The sequence below is a fragment of the Microbacterium esteraromaticum genome (assembly GCF_016907315.1).
Taxonomy (GTDB): Bacteria; Actinomycetota; Actinomycetes; order Actinomycetales; family Microbacteriaceae; genus Microbacterium; species Microbacterium esteraromaticum.
The window spans coordinates 752,453-770,906 of record NZ_JAFBBS010000001.1; the positions used below are offsets into that span (position 1 = coordinate 752,453).

Genomic DNA, 18,454 nt, shown 5'->3' on the forward strand with positions numbered 1-18,454 from the left:
CGCCATGGTCATCAGCAGACGAGGAGTGTTCCGCGCCGCCGGCATCGCAGCGGCGAGCGCCGCGGGAGTCGTCGCCACCGGCGGATCGGCATTCGCCGCAGGCAAGCCCGACAAGCCCGGAAAGCCCGAGACACCCGGCAAGGGGCGCCCGGTGCGCACCGGCGCCGACATCGCGGCTGCCGATCGCTGGCGGATCTTCGCCGGACGACGGGTCGGCGTCATCACCAACCCCACGGGCGTGCTCGAGGACTTCACGAGCATCGTGGATGACATGGTGGCTCACGACGTCGACCTGCGTGCGGTGTTCGGCCCCGAGCACGGCTTCCGCGGCACCGCCCAGGCGGGTGAGGCCGAGGAGACCTCGGTCGATCCGCGCACCGGGGTCACGGTGTACGACGCGTATGGCGCCACGGTCGCGAAGTTCGCCGGCTTCTTCGCCCAGTCGGAGGTCGACACGGTCGTGTTCGACATCCGCGATGTCGGCGTGCGGTTCTACACCTACATCTGGACGATGTGGACGGCGATGCAGGCGGCAGCGCAGGCAGGAGATCTGCGCTTCGTGGTGCTCGATCGTCCGAACCCGCTCGGCGGCCGAGCGCGCGGCCCGGTGCTTCAGCCCGGCTTCACCTCGGGCGTCGGGCTGCTGGAGATCGCGCAGCAGCACGGCATGACGGTCGGCGAGCTCGCGCGCTACTTCAACGCGACGTTCATGCAGCGCGCGGACCAGAAGCCCCTCACCGATCTGCAGGTCATCGAGGCCGAGGGGTGGCGGCGTCAGATGGTCGGGCCGGACCAGGCCGAGCGGTGGATCCCGCCGTCGCCGAACATGCCCACTCCGCAGACCGCCGTGCTCTATCCCGGCACCGGGATGGTCGAGGCGACCGACTGGTCGGAGGGGCGGGGCACGACGCGTCCTTTCGAGCTGATCGGAGCGCCGTATCTCGATCACCGGTGGGCTGCGGCGCTGAACGACCGGAAGCTGGCCGGCGTCGAGTTCCGTGAGGCGTACTTCACGCCGACGTTCTCGAAGAACGCCAACAAAGTGTGTGCGGGCGTGCAGGTGCACATCATGGATGCCGAGAAGGTGGATGCCATCGCGGTGGCCACCCACATGCTGGTCGAGGCGCGTCGCCTGTACCCCGACTTCGCGTGGCGCGGGGATGGCGGCAGGTGGATCGGCCTTCTCACCGGATCGGGACGCTTCCAGCAGCAGCTCGAGGCCGGCGCGTCGGCCGAGGAGATCATCGCGGCGTGGCAGCCCGAGCTCGCTCGCTTCCGGGACGACACGGAACCGTTCCTGCTCTACCCGGGGCCGCGCGAATGATCCGGCCGCGGGTGACACGTCTCGGTCTCGTCTGCGTGACGACAGCAGGCCTTCTCGTCGCCGGCGGTCTGACCCCGGCATTCGCCGACGCCGCGGGCGCCGAGGACCGCACGGGTCAGTACGACGCGCCCGCCGAGGGGTTCATGGACGAGCGCACGGTGCTGGACCAGGCGGAGCCTGCCGCGCTGGGTCTCGATCCGGCGCCCATCGACGCGGCGTGGGCATCGATCGACGCCTTCGCCTCGCCGACGACGCCGGGCACCAAGCCGATGTACGCGTCAGCCGTGGGGATCATGGGTCACCAGGGGCGGATCGTCAGCGAGCACCACACCGGGTACTCGCTGCTCTATGCCGACGCCGACACGAAGCTGCCGGCGGATGAGCGCATCGCCGCGCAGCAGGACACGATCTACGACATGGCATCGGTGAGCAAGCTCTTCACCTCGATCGTGATCATGCAGCTCGTCGAGAAGGGGCTGGTCGACCTCGACGCGACCTACGGCAGCTATGTGCCCGAGTTCGCGAACGGGGGCAAGGAGACCATCACCGTCCGGCAGATGCTCACGCACACCTCGGGTCTGGTCTCGTGGCTTCCGCTGTGGAGCGCATACGACGACAAGGCCGCGCGGATCGCCGCCGTGATGAACGTGAAGGTGAAGAACCCTCCGGGAACGGTGTACGAGTACTCCGACCTCAACCTCATCGCCCTCGGCGTGCTGGCCGAGCGGCTGACCGGATCGACTCTCGATCAGCTGGTCGAGACGGGCATCACCGCCCCACTGGGCATGACCGACACGGGGTACAACCCCGATGCGTCGCAGCGCGAGCGGATCGCAGCGACCGAGTTCCAGTCCTCCCCCGACCGCGGGATGGTCTGGGGCGAGGTGCACGACGAGAACGCCTGGAGCCTGGGCGGCGTCGCAGGTCACGCCGGCATCTTCTCGACCGCGCGCGACATGGCGGTGCTGGCGCAGACGATGCTCAACGGCGGCATCTACGGCGGCAACCGCATCCTCTCCGAGGCATCGGTGCTGGCGATGGTGACCGACGAGAACACCGCGTTCCCCGGCGACTCGCACGGACTGGGGTTCGAGCTGAACCAGCTCTGGTACATGGGTGGCCTCGCGGCGCCGTCGACCGCGGGACACACCGGCTACACCGGCACATCGCTCGTGATCGACTTCACCTCGAGGTCGTTCGTCGTACTGCTCACCAACCGGGTGCATCCCAGTCGCAGCTGGGGCTCGAACAATCCCGCCCGCCGAGCGGCGGCACAGGGACTGGCGCTCGCACTCGCGGTCTCACCGCAGAAGGGCAGAACCGCGTGGTTCGGCGGAACCGACGACGCATCCGAGCACACCCTCTCGCTGGACGTGCCGAACGCCGCGGCGGGGACGCTGGAGTTCGATGTGTTCGCCGACATCGAGGCAACCGACGTGTTCGCTGTGGAGGGCTCGGCTGACGGAGGCCGCACGTGGTCGCCGCTGCCGTTCACGGTGCGTCAGGACGGCACGTCGATCACCACCGACGGCACCTACGAGAACCAGGGTGAGCGCACGTGGGGCAGGGCGGAGGCAGTTGTTCCCGCCGGAACGGAGGTGCTGCGCTGGCGCTACACCACCGACGCGAACACCCAGGGCCGTGGCCTGTACATCGACGGCGTCAAGCTGCGCCAGGGCAGGAAGGTCGTGGTCAACGGAGAGGCGTCGCCCGACGCTTTCGTCTCAGAGGGCTTCACCGTGGCCGACCGCTGACGCGGGTAGTCTCGAAGCATGGATCACGTGCCCCAGTCCCCGTATCTGCGGGCCCTGGGCGAGCAGCGGCCGGGTCTGCACCCGGCGCTGCACACGTACTTCTCGCCGGTGCCGCGCGGAAGCGTCGGCATCGGCGAGGGCGTGTTCGAGCGGGTCGGCACTCCGCGACGCTGGCTCTGGCCGCTGCTTCGGATGCTGCAGGGCAGCGGCGCCGTGCTCGCCGGATGGCACGAGAAGGTGCCGTTCACCATCCGCAACCGCACCATCGCCGGCAGGGCGGTCAGTGTGCGGACCCTGCACCTGCCCGACGGCGACTGGGTCATGAAGGACACCGTCACCGCGCGCCCCGGCGGGCGGATCATCGATCAGATCGGCGAGCCGACGACGCTGGCTGTCGCGTTCGACGTCGCGGTCGACGAGCATGCGCTGACTCTGCGCAGCCGAGCGATCGGCGTGCGCCTCGCGGGTGTCCGCGCGCGCATCCCGCGCATCGTCGCGCCGATCGTACGTCTGCGCGAGAGCGCCGAGAAGCAGGCGGGTCTGCAGCGCGTCGAGCTGACGGTCGATGCGCCGCTTATCGGGCGTATCTACGAGTACTCGGGCACGTTCTCGTTCCGCGTCGAGCAGGAGCAGGTGTGACGCGCGTCGTCATCGGCGGCTCGACGGGTTTCATCGGCCGGCACCTTCTGCAGAAGTACCGTGCGGAAGGGCGAGAGGTCATCACAATCTCGCGGTCTGGCGCCGATCTGACCTGGGGCGACCAGACGGGCATCGACGAGGCCGTCGACGGTGCGAGCCTCGTGATCGGACTGGCCGGCAAGAGCGTGAGCTGCCGGTACACGCCCGAGAACCGCGCGGAGATCCTCGGCTCCCGGCTCGACACGACCGCCGCTCTCAGCGCCGCGATCCATCGGGCGACCCTGCCTCCCGCGCTGTGGGTGAACTCATCGACGGCGACGATCTACGGGCATGCAGAAGACCGCCCGATGACCGAATCCGGCGGCGAGCTCGGCGCCGGATTCTCGGTGGAGGTCGCGAAGGCGTGGGAGCGGGCGCTGATGGCGGAGGCCCTCCCGGCGACCCGCCGGGTCGCTCTGCGCACCGCGATCGTGCTCGGCGACGCTGGTGTGCTCGGCCCGCTGCGCAGCCTCGCCCGGCTGGGCCTCGGAGGAACGCAGCTCGACGGCTGGTGGCCGGTCTCGGCAGCACGACGGGCGGCCGGTACCGCCCACCTCCCGGGTGCACGAGGCGGGCGGCAGCGGTTCAGCTGGATCCACGTCGATGACGTGCTCGGCATCATCGACTTCGTCGAGGGGCATCCCGATCTCGACGGTCCGATCAACGCCTGCACGGCGAACCCTGTCGACAACCGCACGTTCATGGCCGCCGTGCGCCGCGCCGTCGGTGCGCGCATCGGCCCGCCCCTGCCTCGGTGGATGCTCGAGCTGGGCGCCATGGGCATCCGGACCGAGACGGAGCTGATCCTCAAGAGCCGGTGGGTTGTGCCGGAGCGGCTCACCTCCGCCGGCTATGTCTTCCGGCATCCGGATCTCGACGAGGCGCTGCGAGCCTCTCCCGACTGATCCGGTTCAGTCGGCGCCTGCGGCTCGCTGCTGACGCAGGGCGGGCAGGTAGCCCACGACGCCGAGCATGCTGAAGGCGCCGGCCGCAGCGATGGCCGTGATCGTGCTCGTCGACTGGGCGAGCGGCATGAGCGCGAGCAATCCGAGACTGTACGCGCCACCGGCGATCATCGAGTTGATCGACAGCACCATCGCCCTCGTCTCCGGTCCGCTCTGCCTGTGCAGCAGGGCGTTGTGCAGCGGTCCCGCCGCGCCGTGCGTGAGGTAGGCGAGCCCGTAGCCGATCAGCAGACCGACAGGTCCTGCGGCGATGCCCATCACGACGACGACGGCGCCGTTGAGAAGCCGCATGAGCATCGCCGCCCCGGCAGGTCCCAGCCGCCGGCGCACGAACACGACCGACGAGGAGCCGACCGCGAACAGGCCCCAGGCGACTGCCGAGGCCGGGCCGAACACGGCCGCCGCTGCGCTCTCGCTGCCGAACTGCTCGGTGAGACGCACAGGTGCGAGGGACTCGAACGCGATCATCGCGATGCTCCAGAACACCTCGACGAGCACGAGTCCGCGCAGAACTCGTGAACCGCGGAGCAGTCTCAGCCCTCCTCGCATCGCGAGCGGCGTCTCACGCACGGCGAAGGCCAGCGACACGCGCTCGCGGTGCGGCTCGCGCACCAGCAGCGCCACCAGTACGCCGAAGAGTGCGTAGACGGCGGCCGAGACGATGTAGGGCAGCACGAGCGCCGAAGAGCCGGCGATCGGATGCCAGGCGACCAGCGCCCCGCCGGCCGCCGCGCCAAGGGCGATGGTCGTGCCGAGCGCCGCAGCCGCTCGTCCGAGCGGCCTGTCGAGCTCGGCGTCCGGTTCGTCGGCGAGCGCGGCGTCGACGAACCAGGCCTCGAGCGGGCCCGAGTCCAGCGCACGGAACAGGCCCTGCAGCACGAGCGCGACGGCGAAGACGACGAACGACTCGGCCATGAGGAAGACCCAGGTGGATGCGACGGCGATGGCGGCACCGGCGAGCAGCAGGGGCCTGCGTCCGATGGCATCCGCCAGTCCCCCGGTGGGAAGCTCGAGGGCGAGCACGACGAATCCCTGCAACGACATCAGCACGCCGATCTCAGCGAGGCTGAGTCCCCGCTCGAGGGGCAGCAGGACGATCATGCCGAACGTGAGGCCGGCCGGCAGCCAGCGCACGGAGGTGAGCACGACGAATCTCCGCTCAGCCTGTCGCCGCGTGAGCGCCCTCATGATCGTGACGGAGCCTCGTCGCCCGCTGGGTCGGCGGCCGAGAGAGACGAACGTGCGGCCGACGAGAACTGCAGGGGTGCGGCGTGGGTGGTGACATGCAGCCGGATCGCGTCCTGGCCGCCGGCCCCGATGGTGCGGTAGCGGCCGAGCACCTCAGCCAGTTCGGCGTGCATCGCCCGGGCCTGCTCCGGGGTGACCTCGACCACCGTGTCACTGAGGCCGAGAGCATCGCGCCATTCGGCCGACCAGTCCGGGGCGGCCTCCTCCCATCGCTCGGCGCGCTCGACGAAGTCCCGCAGGTACGCTCGCTGAAGCCAGCCGACGGCGGCTGCTGCGTCCGGTCGATCGTCGAAGTCGGAGGGCGACCACGAGTGGAAGTCGCTGGTGGCCCGCCATTCTCTGCGCCGCCCGACGCCCTCCCCCGTGTCCGTGACCAGGCCCACCTCGGCCAGCTGCCGCAGGTGATAGCTGGTCGCCCCCGAGTTCGTGTCGAGCAGGCGTGCCAGATCCGTGGCGGTCGCCGGGCCGCGCATGCGCAGGAGCCCCGGGATGCGCGCACGCAGAGGGTGCGCGAGCACCCTGATCTGCCTCTCGTCGAGCCGTATCCCGCGGTCGCCGTCTTCGCTCATGCGCCCATCGTGGCAGCGCTCCGAGCTATGCACAACTCCTTTGCATAGTTTCTGTGCATGATCGGCGGCGGCGGCGGGGCCGGCGTCCGCAGGATCAGGTGACGGCCTCAGTCGTCGCTGACGCCCTCGCCGCGCTCCTTCTTGCGCTTCTCGATCTCCTGCCGAAGCCGCCACTCCTCGATCTCGCGGTCGAGATCGGCGATCTGCTGCTCGGTCGAGCGCACATCGGCCGGTGGCGCTGTCGCCACGGGGGGTGCGGCGGACGCGTCGCGTCGCGAAGGTCGCCCGAGCTGTATCCCGCCCTCGGGGTACTCGCGGCCGATCGCGAACCACAGCACGCTGCCGATGAGCGGCAGCAGGATCACCAGCAGCAGCCAGACGAACTTGGGCATGAACCGCACCTGGCTGTCGTCGCGACGGATGATGTCGACGAGCGCGTACACCATCAGTGCGATGGTGATCAGGGTGAACAGGAACGGCATGACATCAGATTAGACCGTCCTCGGCGCACCCCGCCCCGGTCTCCGCCCCGGACCCTCGCCCCCAAACGGAGGTGCAGACGGTTGCGCCTGACACCGGGCCAACCTGCCGGTTCGATACGCTCGGGCGCATGACTTCGCTGGGGACCGCCTTCCATCCGAAGCGGAACAGCCTGAATGCCCTTCGCCTGCTGTTCGCGACAGCGGTGATCGTCGCTCACTCGTGGCCGCTGAGTGGTCGGACGGACGAACCGATCGGACCGGGGGCATTCAACTCGCTCGGCCCGTGGGCGGTGGCCGGGTTCTTCGTCATCTCCGGATACTTGATCGCGAGCAGTCGCGATCACTCCGAGCTCGGCCGATTCCTTTGGCGCCGTATCCTGCGGATCTACCCGGCGTTCATCGTCGTGCTTGCGGTGACGGCCTTCGTATTCGCCCCACTGTCGACGCTCGTCATGGGCGAGTACTCGCTCGGTGCGGGGCTCGAATACCTTGTGAAGAACGCAGGCCTCTACATCTTCACATTCGATGTGACCGGCACGCTTGCGCATGCGCCCTACCCGGCCACTTGGAACGGGTCGCTGTGGACGCTGTTCTACGAGGCGCTGTGCTACCTCGCGATCGGTCTCGCGATGACGTTCGTCCCCCGACGGTGGCTGGCGCGCTTCCTCGCCGTGACGTTGGCCAGCGGCATGGCGGTCACAGCCTCCCACGTGTACCTCGACGTGCTGAACATCAGCGTCCTTCTTCACACCGTGCGGCTCGGAACCTACTTCGTCGCTGGCGCACTGCTGTATGTCCTCCGTGAGCGCGTCGCGTTCCGATGGGAGTTCGCGGCAGCGTCCGCTGCCGCCGTCATTCTCACCGCGGTGAGCGGTACGTTCGACTTCCTCGCCCCCATCCCGCTCGCGTACCTCTGCATGTGGCTCGGCATCGCGCTGCCACTGCACCGGATCGGTGCGAAGAATGACATCTCCTACGGGATGTACATCTACGCCTTCCCGGTGCAGCAGCTCCTCGCGATCACGATCGGACGCGGGCTGCCGCTCTGGCTGTACATGCTGGCCTCGATCGCCGCAACGGTACCGTTGGCATGGGCAAGCTGGACACTCGTCGAACGCCCCGCGATGAAGCTCCGAGGGCGCACGACGCAACGTACGCGCACCATGCCCCGCACGCTCGAGAAGACAGGTCGCGGCTGAGCCGCGACCCTCTCAGGCGCACCCGGGTGACGAGGCGCCCGTTTCGCCCCCGTCGTCCACCATGCAAGCTCCGCCGACGTCGCGGATCCGTCGGCGCAGAGGCGCGCGGGTCGAAGATCCTGCATAGGATCGTCGTGCATCGACCACGATCTTCGCGCAGACCACAGGAGCAGCCCCATGCCCGCCGCATCATCCTCGACGCCGGGGAATGAGCTCGACGCCACCGACCGCCTCATCCTGTCGGAGCTGAGCCGGAACGGCCGCATCTCGAACTCGGATCTCGCCGCGATCGTCGGAGTCGCCGAGTCGACCTGCCTCAAGCGCGTGCGAGCGCTGCAGACCAACGGGGTCATCGTCGGCTTCCACGCCGAGATCTCGCCGTCAGCCATCGGACTGCACCTCGAAGCGCTCATCTCGATCCGGCTGCACGCGCACGCCCGGGGCGATCTTCGTCGATTCCAGTCCTATCTCGAGGACCTGCCCGCCACCGAGCGCGTTTACTTCCTGGCGGGCGACCGCGACTTCCTCGTACACGTGGCCGTGGCCGATGCGACCGTGCTGCGCGAGCTGGTGTCCGACACGATCAGCCTCCGCCCCGAAGTGGCGTCGACGAGCACGAGCCTGATCTTCGCTCAGGCGCCGGGCGCGAGGGGCCTCTGATCACCCCACCGACGCCGTGCGCCCGTCACTCCGCGCCGGTCGCTACCGGCCGTCCCGGGGTGTTCGACCAGGCGCTCCACGAGCCGGGATAGACCGTCACGTCTCTTCCGGCGATCACGCCGGCCAGTGCCAGCTGAGCGGCGGTGATACCCGATCCGCAATACGCGGCGATCGGCGTGTCAGCCGTTGCGCCGACGGCGTCGAAAGCGGCCGCAATGTCGGACGCCGGGCGGAATCGCGCATCATCGGTGAGCAGCTGCCCGATCGGCAGGTTCTTCGCACCGGGGATGTGCCCGGCGACCGGGTCGATGGGCTCTGTCTCGCCGCGGTAGCGCTCAGCCACCCGGGCATCCAGCAGCGTGCCGTCGTCCGGCCAGCCGGCGGCCGCCTCGGTGTCGATCACGCCGTCGTTCCCTGGTGACCCGAGAACGATATCCCCTGGTGACACGACGACCTCACCCCTCTCGACGTCGCCACCGATGCTCAGCCAGGCCTGCCAGCCGCCGTCGAGCACCCGCACCTCCAGCCCCGCGCGCCGCAGCGCCCACCAGGCGCGTGACGAGGGAAGCATCCGGTCGTCGTCGTAGACGACCACCGACGCGCCCTGCCGTACGCCCCACCGACGCGCGGCCGCGGCGAGCGCGGCGTCGTCGGGCAGCGGGTGACGCCCCTCGTGCGGCTCCCCGTGACGAGTGAGGTCATGCTCGACGTCGACGAAGACTGCTCCGGGGATGTGCCCTGCGAGGTACTGATCGTGTCCGTCGGTGCGGCCGAGCGACCAGCGCGCGTCGAGCACGTGTATGGAGTCGAGCTGATCGCGCAGCTCGGCGGCCGAGATGAGCGGATGCATGTCGCGCGTCCTCCCGGTCAGGGGACGATGTGCCCGCCGACACGGAACAGCTCGTACCATTCGGCGCGGGTGAGTTCGACGTCTGCTCCGGCGGCGGCGTCGGCGACGCGCTGCGGGGTGGTCGTGCCGAGCACGACCTGCATCTTCGCGGGGTGGCGAGTGATCCACGCCGTGGCGATGGCGATCGGGGCGACGTCGTACTTCGCGGCGAGCCTGTCGATCACCGCATTCAGCTCGGGATGCTTCGGGTTGCCGAGGAAGACCCCGTCGAAGAAGCCGGCCTGGAACGGCGACCACGCCTGAACCGTGATGCCGTTGATGCGGCAGTAGTCGACGATGCCGCCGCCGTCGCGGACGACGCTCTGCTCCTCCCCTGCCATGTTCGCGGCGATCCCCTGGGCGATGATCGGCGAGTGGGTGATCGACAGCTGCAGCTGGTTCGCGATGAGCGGCTGGCTCACGGCCGTTCGGAGCAGGTCGATCTGACGGGGAGTGTGGTTCGAGACGCCGAACGCGCGCACCTTGCCTGCGGTCTCCAGCTCGTCGAAGGCACGGGCGACCTCGTCTGGTTCGACCAGCGCGTCGGGGCGGTGCAGCAGCAGAACGTCGATGTAGTCGGTGCGAAGCGCCTTCAGCGACCCCTCGACCTGGGTCGTGATGTGCTCGTACGAGAAGTCGAACATCTGCTGCGACGGCACGATCCCGCACTTGGTCTGCAGCACGATCTCGGACCGCTCCGCGGGGCTCAGCTGCAGGGCCGCCGAGAAGCGCTCCTCGCAGACGTGCATGGCGCCGCCGTAGATGTCGGCGTGGTCGAAGAAGTCGACACCGGCCGAGCGCGCGGTGTCGTAGAGCTCGCGGACCTCGGCATCGGTCTTGTCGGGGATGCGCATCATCCCGGCGATCACCGCGGGGGCGGTGCGGTTTCCGAACGGCACTGTCTTCATCGTTCCTCCTGAGGTCCGGTGACCACGCTACCCGTCAGCGTCGACACCCGGCCCCGGGGGCCCGACATCGGCCGCGCGACGGTTCGGACACGGCGCTAACGTTGCGTGTATGAGCGCACCGATCGATCCCACGTCCACGTCCGCCTGGGCTGAGCTGTCGGCCATCCGGGACTCGTTCTCCCCCGACCTGCGTGGCTGGTTCGCCGATGACCCGACGCGCGTCGAGCGCCTGTCGCTGCCGCTGGCCGATCTGCACGTCGACCTGTCCAAGAACCTCGTGACCGACGAGATCGTCGCCTCGCTCGTGCGACTGGCCGAGCAGACGGGTGTCGCGGAGCGCTATGCGGCGATGTTGGCGGGCGAGCACATCAACACCACCGAAGACCGCGCCGTGCTGCACACGGCGCTGCGTCGCCCTGAGGGCGCGTCTCCTGCGCTCGTCGTCGACGGGCAGGACGTCGACGACGACGTGCAGTCCGTACTCGCCTCGCTGTCGGCGTTCGCCGACCGGGTGCGCTCCGGTGACTGGGTCGGCGTCACGGGCAAGAAGGTCACGCATGTCGTGAACATCGGCATCGGCGGCTCTGACCTGGGCCCCGTGATGGTCTACGAGGCGCTCAAGCCGCTGGCGGATGCCGGTATCGAGGCGCGGTTCGTGTCGAACATCGACCCGACCGACATCGCTCAGAAGACAGCCGACCTTGATCCCGAGTCGACTCTGTTCATCGTGGCCTCGAAGACCTTCACCACGCTCGAGACCCTGACCAACGCGCGCCTCGCGCGCGACTGGCTGTGGGCGGGGCTCTCGGCGGCCGGTCTGATGGAAGACGACGACGCGAGCCGCAAGGGCGCCGTCGCTCACCACTTCGTCGCGGTCTCGACCGCCCTCGACAAGGTCGAGGCCTTCGGGATCGACCCCGAGAACGCATTCGGTTTCTGGGACTGGGTGGGCGGGCGCTACTCGGTCGACTCGGCGATCGGGCTGTCGCTCGCGATCGTCTTCGGCCCCTCGGCGTTCCGCGAGCTGCTCGCCGGCTTCCACGCCGTCGACGAGCACGTGCGCACCACCCCGCTGGCGCAGAACGTGCCGGTGCTGATGGGGCTGCTGAACGTCTGGTACGTGAACTTCCTCGGCGCGCAGTCGCACGCCGTGCTGCCCTACGCGCAGCAGCTGAGCCGCTTCGCCGCGTATCTGCAGCAGCTGACCATGGAGTCGAACGGCAAGTCGGTGCGGTGGGACGGCACGCCCGTCACGACCGACACCGGCGAGGTGTTCTGGGGCGAACCGGGAACGAACGGCCAGCACGCGTTCTACCAGCTGATCCACCAGGGCACCCGCCTGATCCCGGCCGACTTCATCGCCTTCGTGAACCCCGCCTACCCGCTGACCGACGGCGGCGCCGACGTGCACGGCCTGTTCCTGGCGAACTTCCTCGCGCAGACCAGGGCCCTCGCCTTCGGCAAGACGGCGGAAGAGGTCGAGGCCGAAGGCACGACCGGCGCCCTCGTCGCCGCGCGCACTTTCCCCGGCAATCGCCCGACGACGTCGATCTTCGCCCCCGCTCTCACGCCGGCCGTGCTCGGCCAGCTCATCGCACTGTACGAGCACATCACGTTCACTCAGGGTGTGATCTGGGGCATCAACTCCTTCGATCAGTGGGGTGTCGAGCTCGGCAAGCAGCTGGCCATGCAGATCGCCCCGGCGATCGAGGGCGATGAGGAGGCCCTCGCCGCGCAGGACCCGTCGACCAAGGCCCTGCTCGCCTACTACCAGGCGAACCGCGCCCGCTGACCGGCGTTCCGGATGCCCGTAGCGCAGCAGCCGGGCATCCGGAACCCCCTGCTCGGCGGCGGCCGCCGAGCGTACCGTGCGGTGCATGGATGACACGCTCAGCGCACTTCTGATCAACTGCACCCTCAAACCGTCGCCGTCCGGCTCGAGCACCCATGTTCTGGGCGAGCAGGTGCTGAACGCCCTGGCCGAGCACGGGGTGACCGCCGACCGCATCCGCGCCGTCGACCACGACATCCGCCCCGGCGTTCAGGCCGACATGGGCGACGGCGATCAGTGGCCGTCACTGCGAGAGCGGGTGCTCGCGGCCGACATCCTCGTGTTCGCGACGCCGACGTGGATGGGTCAGCATTCGAGCGTCGCGCAGCGCGTGCTCGAACGGCTCGACGCCGAGCTCAGCGAGACCGATGAGCAGGGCCGCCCGACGCTGTTCGACAAGGTTGCGCTCGCCGTCATCGTGGGCAACGAGGACGGGGCGCATCACATCGCGGCGATCGTGTTCCAGTCGCTGAACGATGTCGGCTTCACGATTCCCGCGCAGGGCTCGATCTACTGGAACGGCGAGGCTATGGGCTCGGTCGACTACAAGGACCTCGATCAGACGCCCGAGAAGGTCGCGCAGACGATCACGACCGCGGCGGCGAACGCCGCGCACCTGGCCCGGATGCTGAAGGAGAGGGCGTACCCGAAGGCCTGATCGTCCACGCAGACGCAGAAGAAGGCGGATGCCCTCGGGCATCCGCCTTCTTCTGTTCGTCAGGCGCGGCGCAGCTGCGCGGCAGCCGGGCAGTCGAAGGGGTCGGCCCCGGCGGCGAGGCCGACGCGGTTCAGGTACTCGATGACGATCGCGTACGAGCGGCCCAGGCTGGTCTCGGTGTACGGCACGTTGTTCGAGAGGCAGTAGTCGCGAACGATCTCGCGCGCCTTCGCGAGGTGCGGGCGCGGCATGTTCGGGAACAGGTGGTGCTCCACCTGGTAGTTGAGGCCGCCCATGAGCGCGGTCGCCCACCAGCCGCCGCGGATGTTGCGCGAGGTGCGCACCTGCTTCGAGAAGAAGTCGAGGCGGGCGTTCGGGTCGATGATCGGCATCCCCTTGTGGTTCGGCGCGAACGACGCTCCCATGTAGACGCCGAAGACAGCCAGCTGCACACCCAGGAACGCGAACGCCATTCCGAGCGGAAGCATCATGAACACCGGGATCAGCACGATCGCGAAGCGCACGGCGATGATGCCGAGCTCGGTCCAGCGTCCCTTGACCTTCTTCTTCGTCAGGAGGTGCTTCAGCCCGATGTAGTGCAGGTTCAGGCCTTCCAGGGTGAGCAGAGGGAAGAACAGCCATCCCTGCTTGCGAGTGATGAGGCGGATCAGACCCCGCGACTTCGCCGCGTCCTCTTCGAGGAACGAGATGGTGTCGACCTCGATGTCAGGGTCCTTGCCGACCTGGTTCGGGTTGCCGTGATGCTTGGTGTGCTTGGAGTCCCACCACGAGTAGCTCATGCCGATGGAGCCCGCGAGGATGCGGGCGAGCGTGAAGTTCGCCGGCCCCGAGCTCAGGATCTGCCGGTGGGCCGCCTCGTGCGAGAGGAAGGCGATCTGGGTGAAGATGATGCCGAGGGCTCCAGCGATCAGCAGCTGATACCAGCTGTCGCCGAGCAGGATGAACCCCGTGACGGCTCCGCCCAGCGCGAGTGCGATGCCGGCGGCGACGAGGATGTAGAACCACGAGGCGCGGCGCAGCAGTCCGGTCTCGCGGACGACCTGCGACACCTGCTTGTAGGCGTGGGCCATCGGGGGGAACTCGGCCGTGCCCGAGTAGGTCTGGCGGACCGGTCCGAGGATCGCTGCGCCGCTGTCGACGTCGGTGTCGATGTGGGTGGAACTGATGATGCTCTCCTGCCGCTCGGATGCCCTTGAGCTGTGTCAGCCAAAGGCGGATGCCGATCGCTGGTGCCCACGCTACGCCGGTCGGTATGCGTGCGGACGCATACGTCGCCGTCTTTCTCCGGGCGAATGCCGGCTTGGTGATCGGAACGGCGAGCGGGAAGACTGTTCGGATGACCGACGACTCCCCGTCCTCCCCCTACTCGCGACCCGTCTCCCCCGAGACGTCGGCGGGCCACCCGGTGACAGGCAAGAAGCTCCGCTCCCGTCACGTCATGATGATCACCCTGGGCGGCATCATCGGCGCCAGCCTCTTCGTCGGCTCCGGAAACGTCATCCGCTCCGTCGGGCCGGCGGCGATCCTCTCCTACCTGCTCGGCGGTCTGCTGGTGTTCCTCGCCATGCGCATGCTGGGCGAGATGGCGGCGGCGCGCCCGACCATCGGGTCGTTCATGGAGTACGCCCGCGTGGGACTGGGCGACTGGGCCGCCTATCTCGTGGGCTGGCTGTACTGGTACTTCTGGGTCGGCGTCCTCGCGTACGAGGCGGTGCTCGGCGGCGAGACGCTGCACGAGTGGTTCGCCCTCCTCCCCTCGTGGGCGTGGTCGCTGCTGCTGATCCTCATCTTCATCGGCACCAACGCCATCTCGGTGCGCACCTTCGGCGAGGTCGAGTTCTGGCTGGCGAGCATCAAGGTCATCGCCATCGTGGTCTTCCTCGGCGCCGGCCTGCTGTTCGCCCTCGGCCTGTGGCCCAACGCCTCCTTCTCCGTGCCGAACCTGTGGGAGCACGGCGGCTTCGCCCCGAACGGCATCGGCGTGGCGCTGACAGGAGTGGCGCTCGTCATCTTCTCGTACTTCGGCACCGAGATCGCCGTGATGGCCGCCGCAGAGTCGGAGGATCCCGCCAAGGGCATCCGCCAGGCGACGAGCACCGTGATCTGGCGCATCCTGCTGTTCTTCGTCGGCGCTGTGCTGGTCATCACCATGGTCATCCCGTGGAACGAGCTTCCCGAGCCGGTGAACGTGGCGGCCGCACCCTTCACGCAGGTGTTCGCACTGCTGGGGCTCCCCGGCGCCGCAGTAGTGATGCAGCTCGTGATCTTCACCGCCGTGATCTCGGTACTCAACTCGGGCCTGTACTCGGCATCGCGCATGTTCGCGGCGCTCGCCGATCAGGGCTTCGCACCGCGGCTCGTCGCGAAGCGGTCTCGCAACGGCGTGCCGCTCTGGGCCCTGGTCGCGTCGACCAGCGGCGCGGTCGTCGCCACGATCGTGAACTTCGCGGCCCCCGCCTCGGGCGTCTTCGACTTCATCATGAACTCGGCCGGCCTGGTCGCGCTGTTCGTGTACGTCTTCATCGCGCTCACCCAGATGCGCCTCCGGCAGAAGATGACTCCGGAGGAGGCCGCCGGACTGAAGCTGCGGATGTGGCTGCACCCGTGGCTGAACATCCTGCTCATCGCGGCGATCGCCGCCGTCTTCGTCGTCATGCTCACCACCGAGGCCGGGCGCACGCAGGTGTGGACGAGCCTGATCGCCACGGGACTGCTCATCGCGGTGTGGCCGCTGGTGAGGCGCAACCTGCGCAGGCGCAGGGCGTCCGCCGACGCCGAGGTGCCGAGCGCCTGATCCTGACGTGCACCGTCTGTGTCCGATGTCGGTGGCCGGGCGTAACGTGACCGCGGGAGCATTCGCCCCACGATCTCGAGGAAGGCGCAGGAGCATGGACTGGAAGATCGAGCTCATCTTCGTACCGGTGACCGATGTCGACCGCTCGAAGGAGTTCTACGTGAAGATCGGGTTCAACCCCGATCACGACCAGCAGGTGAACGACGAGCTGCGCTTCGTGCAGATGACCCCGCCAGGGTCTGCCTGCTCGATCGCCTTCGGCACGGGCCTCGGCGTCGACCTCGAACCAGGACGGCAGAACACGATCCAGGTCGTCGTACCTGATGCCGATGAGGCGCTGTCGCACCTGCGGTCAGTCGGCGTCGAGGCTCGCGGTGTCGATGAGCTCGCCTGGGGTCGCTTCGTGACCTTCGACGACCCCGACGGCAACACCTGGACGCTGCAGCAGCTGCCGGACTACAGCGCGCAGGGCTGAGCAGCCGCAGGGTGCGGACGTGAAGAGGGCGGATGCTGCACAGCATCCGCCCTCTTCCGCTCGGCCCGATCAGGAGCTCATGGCGGCCGCTGGTTCGTCGAGCAGAGGTGCCCGGAAGTTCGAGCCGACGCGAGCCCCCTGGGCGAAGTAGTGACGGAAGCTGTAATACAGCGGCTGCCACTTGTCGGTGTCCACGCGATCGGGCCCTTGAGGCCTGAGGATGCTCTCGTGCGCGTGAACACGCAGGACCTCGGCCTCGACGGCGACAGCGCTGCCTCCGTCGATCTCGATGAGCTGCGCGACGCGCGCTTCGATCTGCACAGGGCACTCGCCGATTCGAAGAGGAAGAACATCCTGCGAGTTGACGCGCGTCAAGCCGCCGAGGCTCCACTTGTCACTCTCGTGACGATAGCTCGCCTTCTTCTCGTCGGGAACCGGCGTGCGGCCCGTAGTCGGGGCGATCGCCTCGACGGCAGGCGCGAGATCGGCCGAGGGGAGGTTGATGACGAGCTCGCCGACGCGCTGCAGGTTCGCGTACGCCTGGCCCTCCGAGCCCAATCCGAGCATGTAGCGATCGCCCAATGCCCACGCCGACGAGATCGGGCTGATGTTCGACGACCCGTCCGGGTTGACCGTGGTGATCAACGCGACAGGAGTCCCGAAGTACAGCACGGGCAGATCGACATTCCTGGTTCTCTCCATGCCTCCATTCTCGGCCAGCGCCACGTCGGCCGAGAGCACCCAGGCGGGTCGTGCAGTCGCGGCTCTCAGACGCGAAGAGAGCGGATGCGCCCAGCATCCGCCCTCTTCTGCTCGTCCCGATCAGGAGCTGGTGACCGGCGCCCACGCGCCGATGCCCACCTCGTCGATCTCCGCACCCGCTGCGAATCTGTTCAGCCGGAAGGCGTCGAGCACCGGCGACGGCTTGCCCGTCACGATCTCCTCCGCGACGAGCTCACCGAGGATGAGCCCGAGAGTGGCACCCGAGTGCGTGAACAGCGTGAAGAGGTTGTCGATGGCCGGCACCGCCCCGACGACGGGCTCACCGTCGCCGGGGATCGGCTTCAGGCCGGCTGCCACGCGCTGCGCGACCAGCGCGGGGTTGCCGGCGAGCACGCGCGACCCCTCCTCGAGCAGCCCGCGCACCGACTCCTCCGGCACCGTGAGCGACCCGTCGGGCTCGACGATGATCGACCGCTCGGCCCAGTCCGCGTCGAGCACGAGGCGTCCGTCCGGCATGGGGCGCACGGCGACGCGCGGGGTGTTCAGTACGGTCCTCACGCGAGGCTCGACCGGTTCGGTGATGACGACGAACGCCGCGGGGGTGGCATCGGGCACCGTCACGCCGAGTGCCGCAAGCTGGGCCGGAACGTCGCCACCGGTGGCGAGCACCACCCGGTCGGCCGCCAGCGGGGTGCCGTCGCCGAGGACGACGCCGACAGCGGCACCATGGCGAACATCCACGCGCACCTCTCCGGCGTTCTCGACCAGCACCGCTCCGTCGGCTGTCGCCTCGGCGAGGAGGGCGCCGATGAGGTCGGGAAGGTTCACCCAGCCCTCGCCCCGGTTGAAGATCGCGCCCTCCTGCGAGACCGCATCGGCATCCACATCCGGCGTCAGCGTCGTGACCTGCGCCTTGTCGAGCCACTGCGAGTCATAGCCGCCCGCGCGCTCGTAATCGAACGTGTCGCGGAAGCTCTCGTCTTCCCCGCCCCACTTCAGAGCGCCGTCGAAGCGCAGGTACGAGGCGCTGTCGGGGTGCCGCTCCCGCCAGGTGCGGTAGCGGTCGAGCCCGATCAGGCGCAGATAGCGGTACTCCGTTGAACGCGCACCCGAGGAGTTCAACCAGGCGATCGACCGACCGGATGCCCCATCGCCCGGTCTCCCGGCGGTGACGAGCGTCACTCGAGCGCCGGAGCGCGCGAGGTGCGCTGCGGTCGATGCGCCGAGGATCCCGGCGCCGATCACGACGACGTGCAGAGGCTGCGAGTTGGTCATC

Annotated in this window: 18 protein-coding genes; 10 read left to right on the forward strand and 8 right to left on the reverse strand. The window is 68.7% G+C overall.

Annotated features, from left to right (window positions below; translation table 11 throughout):
- Positions 1-4: 4 nt before the first annotated feature.
- The 4 genes from JOE67_RS03700 to JOE67_RS03715 are packed head-to-tail and all read left to right on the forward strand — an operon-like array spanning position 5 to position 4,661.
- On the forward strand, positions 5-1,324 hold the full coding sequence (locus JOE67_RS03700; RefSeq protein WP_204976659.1) for an exo-beta-N-acetylmuramidase NamZ family protein: 1,320 nt from the start codon (positions 5-7) through the stop codon (positions 1,322-1,324).
- 11 nt (positions 1,325-1,335) lie between these two features.
- Positions 1,336-3,078 (forward strand): serine hydrolase, encoded by a 1,743-nt coding sequence (locus JOE67_RS03705; RefSeq protein WP_204974202.1) that lies wholly within the window; start codon positions 1,336-1,338, stop codon positions 3,076-3,078.
- Between the two features lie 18 nt (positions 3,079-3,096).
- A complete protein-coding gene (locus JOE67_RS03710) occupies positions 3,097-3,717 on the forward strand; it encodes a DUF4166 domain-containing protein (protein WP_204974203.1) in 621 nt (206 codons plus the stop codon).
- Positions 3,714-4,661, forward strand: coding sequence for a DUF1731 domain-containing protein (locus JOE67_RS03715; protein WP_204974204.1), 948 nt, complete (start codon positions 3,714-3,716; stop codon positions 4,659-4,661). Before JOE67_RS03710 ends, JOE67_RS03715 begins: the two co-directional genes overlap by 4 nt.
- Before the next feature lie 6 nt (positions 4,662-4,667).
- Here JOE67_RS03715 and JOE67_RS03720 read toward each other — a convergent pair whose 3' ends face one another.
- The 3 genes from JOE67_RS03720 to JOE67_RS03730 form a co-directional block, all read right to left on the reverse strand.
- On the reverse strand, positions 4,668-5,909 hold the full coding sequence (locus JOE67_RS03720) for an MFS transporter (RefSeq protein ID WP_204974205.1): 1,242 nt from the start codon (positions 5,907-5,909) through the stop codon (positions 4,668-4,670).
- Complete coding sequence (locus JOE67_RS03725; RefSeq protein WP_204974206.1) at positions 5,906-6,538, reverse strand: helix-turn-helix domain-containing protein; 633 nt, start codon at positions 6,536-6,538, stop codon at positions 5,906-5,908. The genes JOE67_RS03720 and JOE67_RS03725 overlap by 4 nt, the downstream gene beginning before the upstream one ends.
- A 107-nt stretch (positions 6,539-6,645) precedes the next feature.
- Positions 6,646-7,020: a PLDc N-terminal domain-containing protein gene (locus JOE67_RS03730; protein ID WP_204974207.1), complete on the reverse strand. Its 375-nt coding sequence runs from the start codon at positions 7,018-7,020 to the stop codon at positions 6,646-6,648.
- Between the two features lie 71 nt (positions 7,021-7,091).
- Here JOE67_RS03730 and JOE67_RS03735 point away from each other — a divergent pair, with 71 nt between their 5' ends.
- Together JOE67_RS03735 and JOE67_RS03740 are read left to right on the forward strand one after the other, a co-directional pair.
- Entirely contained in the window at positions 7,092-8,219 is a 1,128-nt protein-coding gene (locus JOE67_RS03735) for an acyltransferase family protein (protein WP_204974208.1), read from the forward strand.
- Between the two features lie 177 nt (positions 8,220-8,396).
- On the forward strand, positions 8,397-8,879 hold the full coding sequence (locus tag JOE67_RS03740) for an Lrp/AsnC family transcriptional regulator (protein ID WP_204974209.1): 483 nt from the start codon (positions 8,397-8,399) through the stop codon (positions 8,877-8,879).
- A gap of 25 nt (positions 8,880-8,904) precedes the next feature.
- On the opposite strand, the gene JOE67_RS03745 is transcribed toward JOE67_RS03740, so the two are convergent.
- Together JOE67_RS03745 and JOE67_RS03750 are read right to left on the reverse strand one after the other, a co-directional pair.
- The gene (locus tag JOE67_RS03745) at positions 8,905-9,729 is read right to left on the reverse strand and encodes a sulfurtransferase (RefSeq protein WP_204974210.1); all 825 of its coding nucleotides are present in this window, start codon (positions 9,727-9,729) and stop codon (positions 8,905-8,907) included.
- 17 nt (positions 9,730-9,746) lie between these two features.
- Positions 9,747-10,676: an aldo/keto reductase gene (locus tag JOE67_RS03750; protein WP_204974211.1), complete on the reverse strand. Its 930-nt coding sequence runs from the start codon at positions 10,674-10,676 to the stop codon at positions 9,747-9,749.
- A 109-nt stretch (positions 10,677-10,785) separates the two neighbouring features.
- Between JOE67_RS03750 and pgi the strand changes: the two genes are divergently transcribed.
- Positions 10,786-12,468 carry a glucose-6-phosphate isomerase gene (gene pgi, locus JOE67_RS03755; RefSeq protein WP_204974212.1) on the forward strand — a complete coding sequence of 561 codons (1,683 nt, stop codon included), beginning with the start codon at positions 10,786-10,788 and terminating at the stop codon, positions 12,466-12,468.
- Between the two features lie 85 nt (positions 12,469-12,553).
- Complete coding sequence (locus JOE67_RS03760) at positions 12,554-13,165, forward strand: flavodoxin family protein (protein ID WP_204974213.1); 612 nt, start codon at positions 12,554-12,556, stop codon at positions 13,163-13,165.
- Between the two features lie 59 nt (positions 13,166-13,224).
- Here the strand turns inward: JOE67_RS03760 and JOE67_RS03765 are convergent, their stop codons facing one another.
- The gene (locus JOE67_RS03765) at positions 13,225-14,256 is read right to left on the reverse strand and encodes a fatty acid desaturase family protein (RefSeq protein ID WP_204974214.1); all 1,032 of its coding nucleotides are present in this window, start codon (positions 14,254-14,256) and stop codon (positions 13,225-13,227) included.
- A gap of 266 nt (positions 14,257-14,522) precedes the next feature.
- Here JOE67_RS03765 and JOE67_RS03770 point away from each other — a divergent pair, with 266 nt between their 5' ends.
- Both JOE67_RS03770 and JOE67_RS03775 read left to right on the forward strand, forming a co-directional pair.
- The gene (locus JOE67_RS03770; RefSeq protein ID WP_204974215.1) at positions 14,523-15,980 is read left to right on the forward strand and encodes an amino acid permease; all 1,458 of its coding nucleotides are present in this window, start codon (positions 14,523-14,525) and stop codon (positions 15,978-15,980) included.
- Between the two features lie 94 nt (positions 15,981-16,074).
- The gene (locus JOE67_RS03775; protein WP_204974216.1) at positions 16,075-16,455 is read left to right on the forward strand and encodes a VOC family protein; all 381 of its coding nucleotides are present in this window, start codon (positions 16,075-16,077) and stop codon (positions 16,453-16,455) included.
- A gap of 69 nt (positions 16,456-16,524) precedes the next feature.
- On the opposite strand, the gene JOE67_RS03780 is transcribed toward JOE67_RS03775, so the two are convergent.
- Positions 16,525-17,157, reverse strand: coding sequence for a flavin reductase family protein (locus JOE67_RS03780; RefSeq protein ID WP_204974217.1), 633 nt, complete (start codon positions 17,155-17,157; stop codon positions 16,525-16,527).
- A 120-nt stretch (positions 17,158-17,277) separates the two neighbouring features.
- Positions 17,278-18,453, reverse strand: a complete 1,176-nt coding sequence (locus tag JOE67_RS03785) for an NAD(P)/FAD-dependent oxidoreductase (protein WP_204974218.1) — start codon at positions 18,451-18,453, stop codon at positions 17,278-17,280.
- Position 18,454 lies beyond the last annotated feature (1 nt).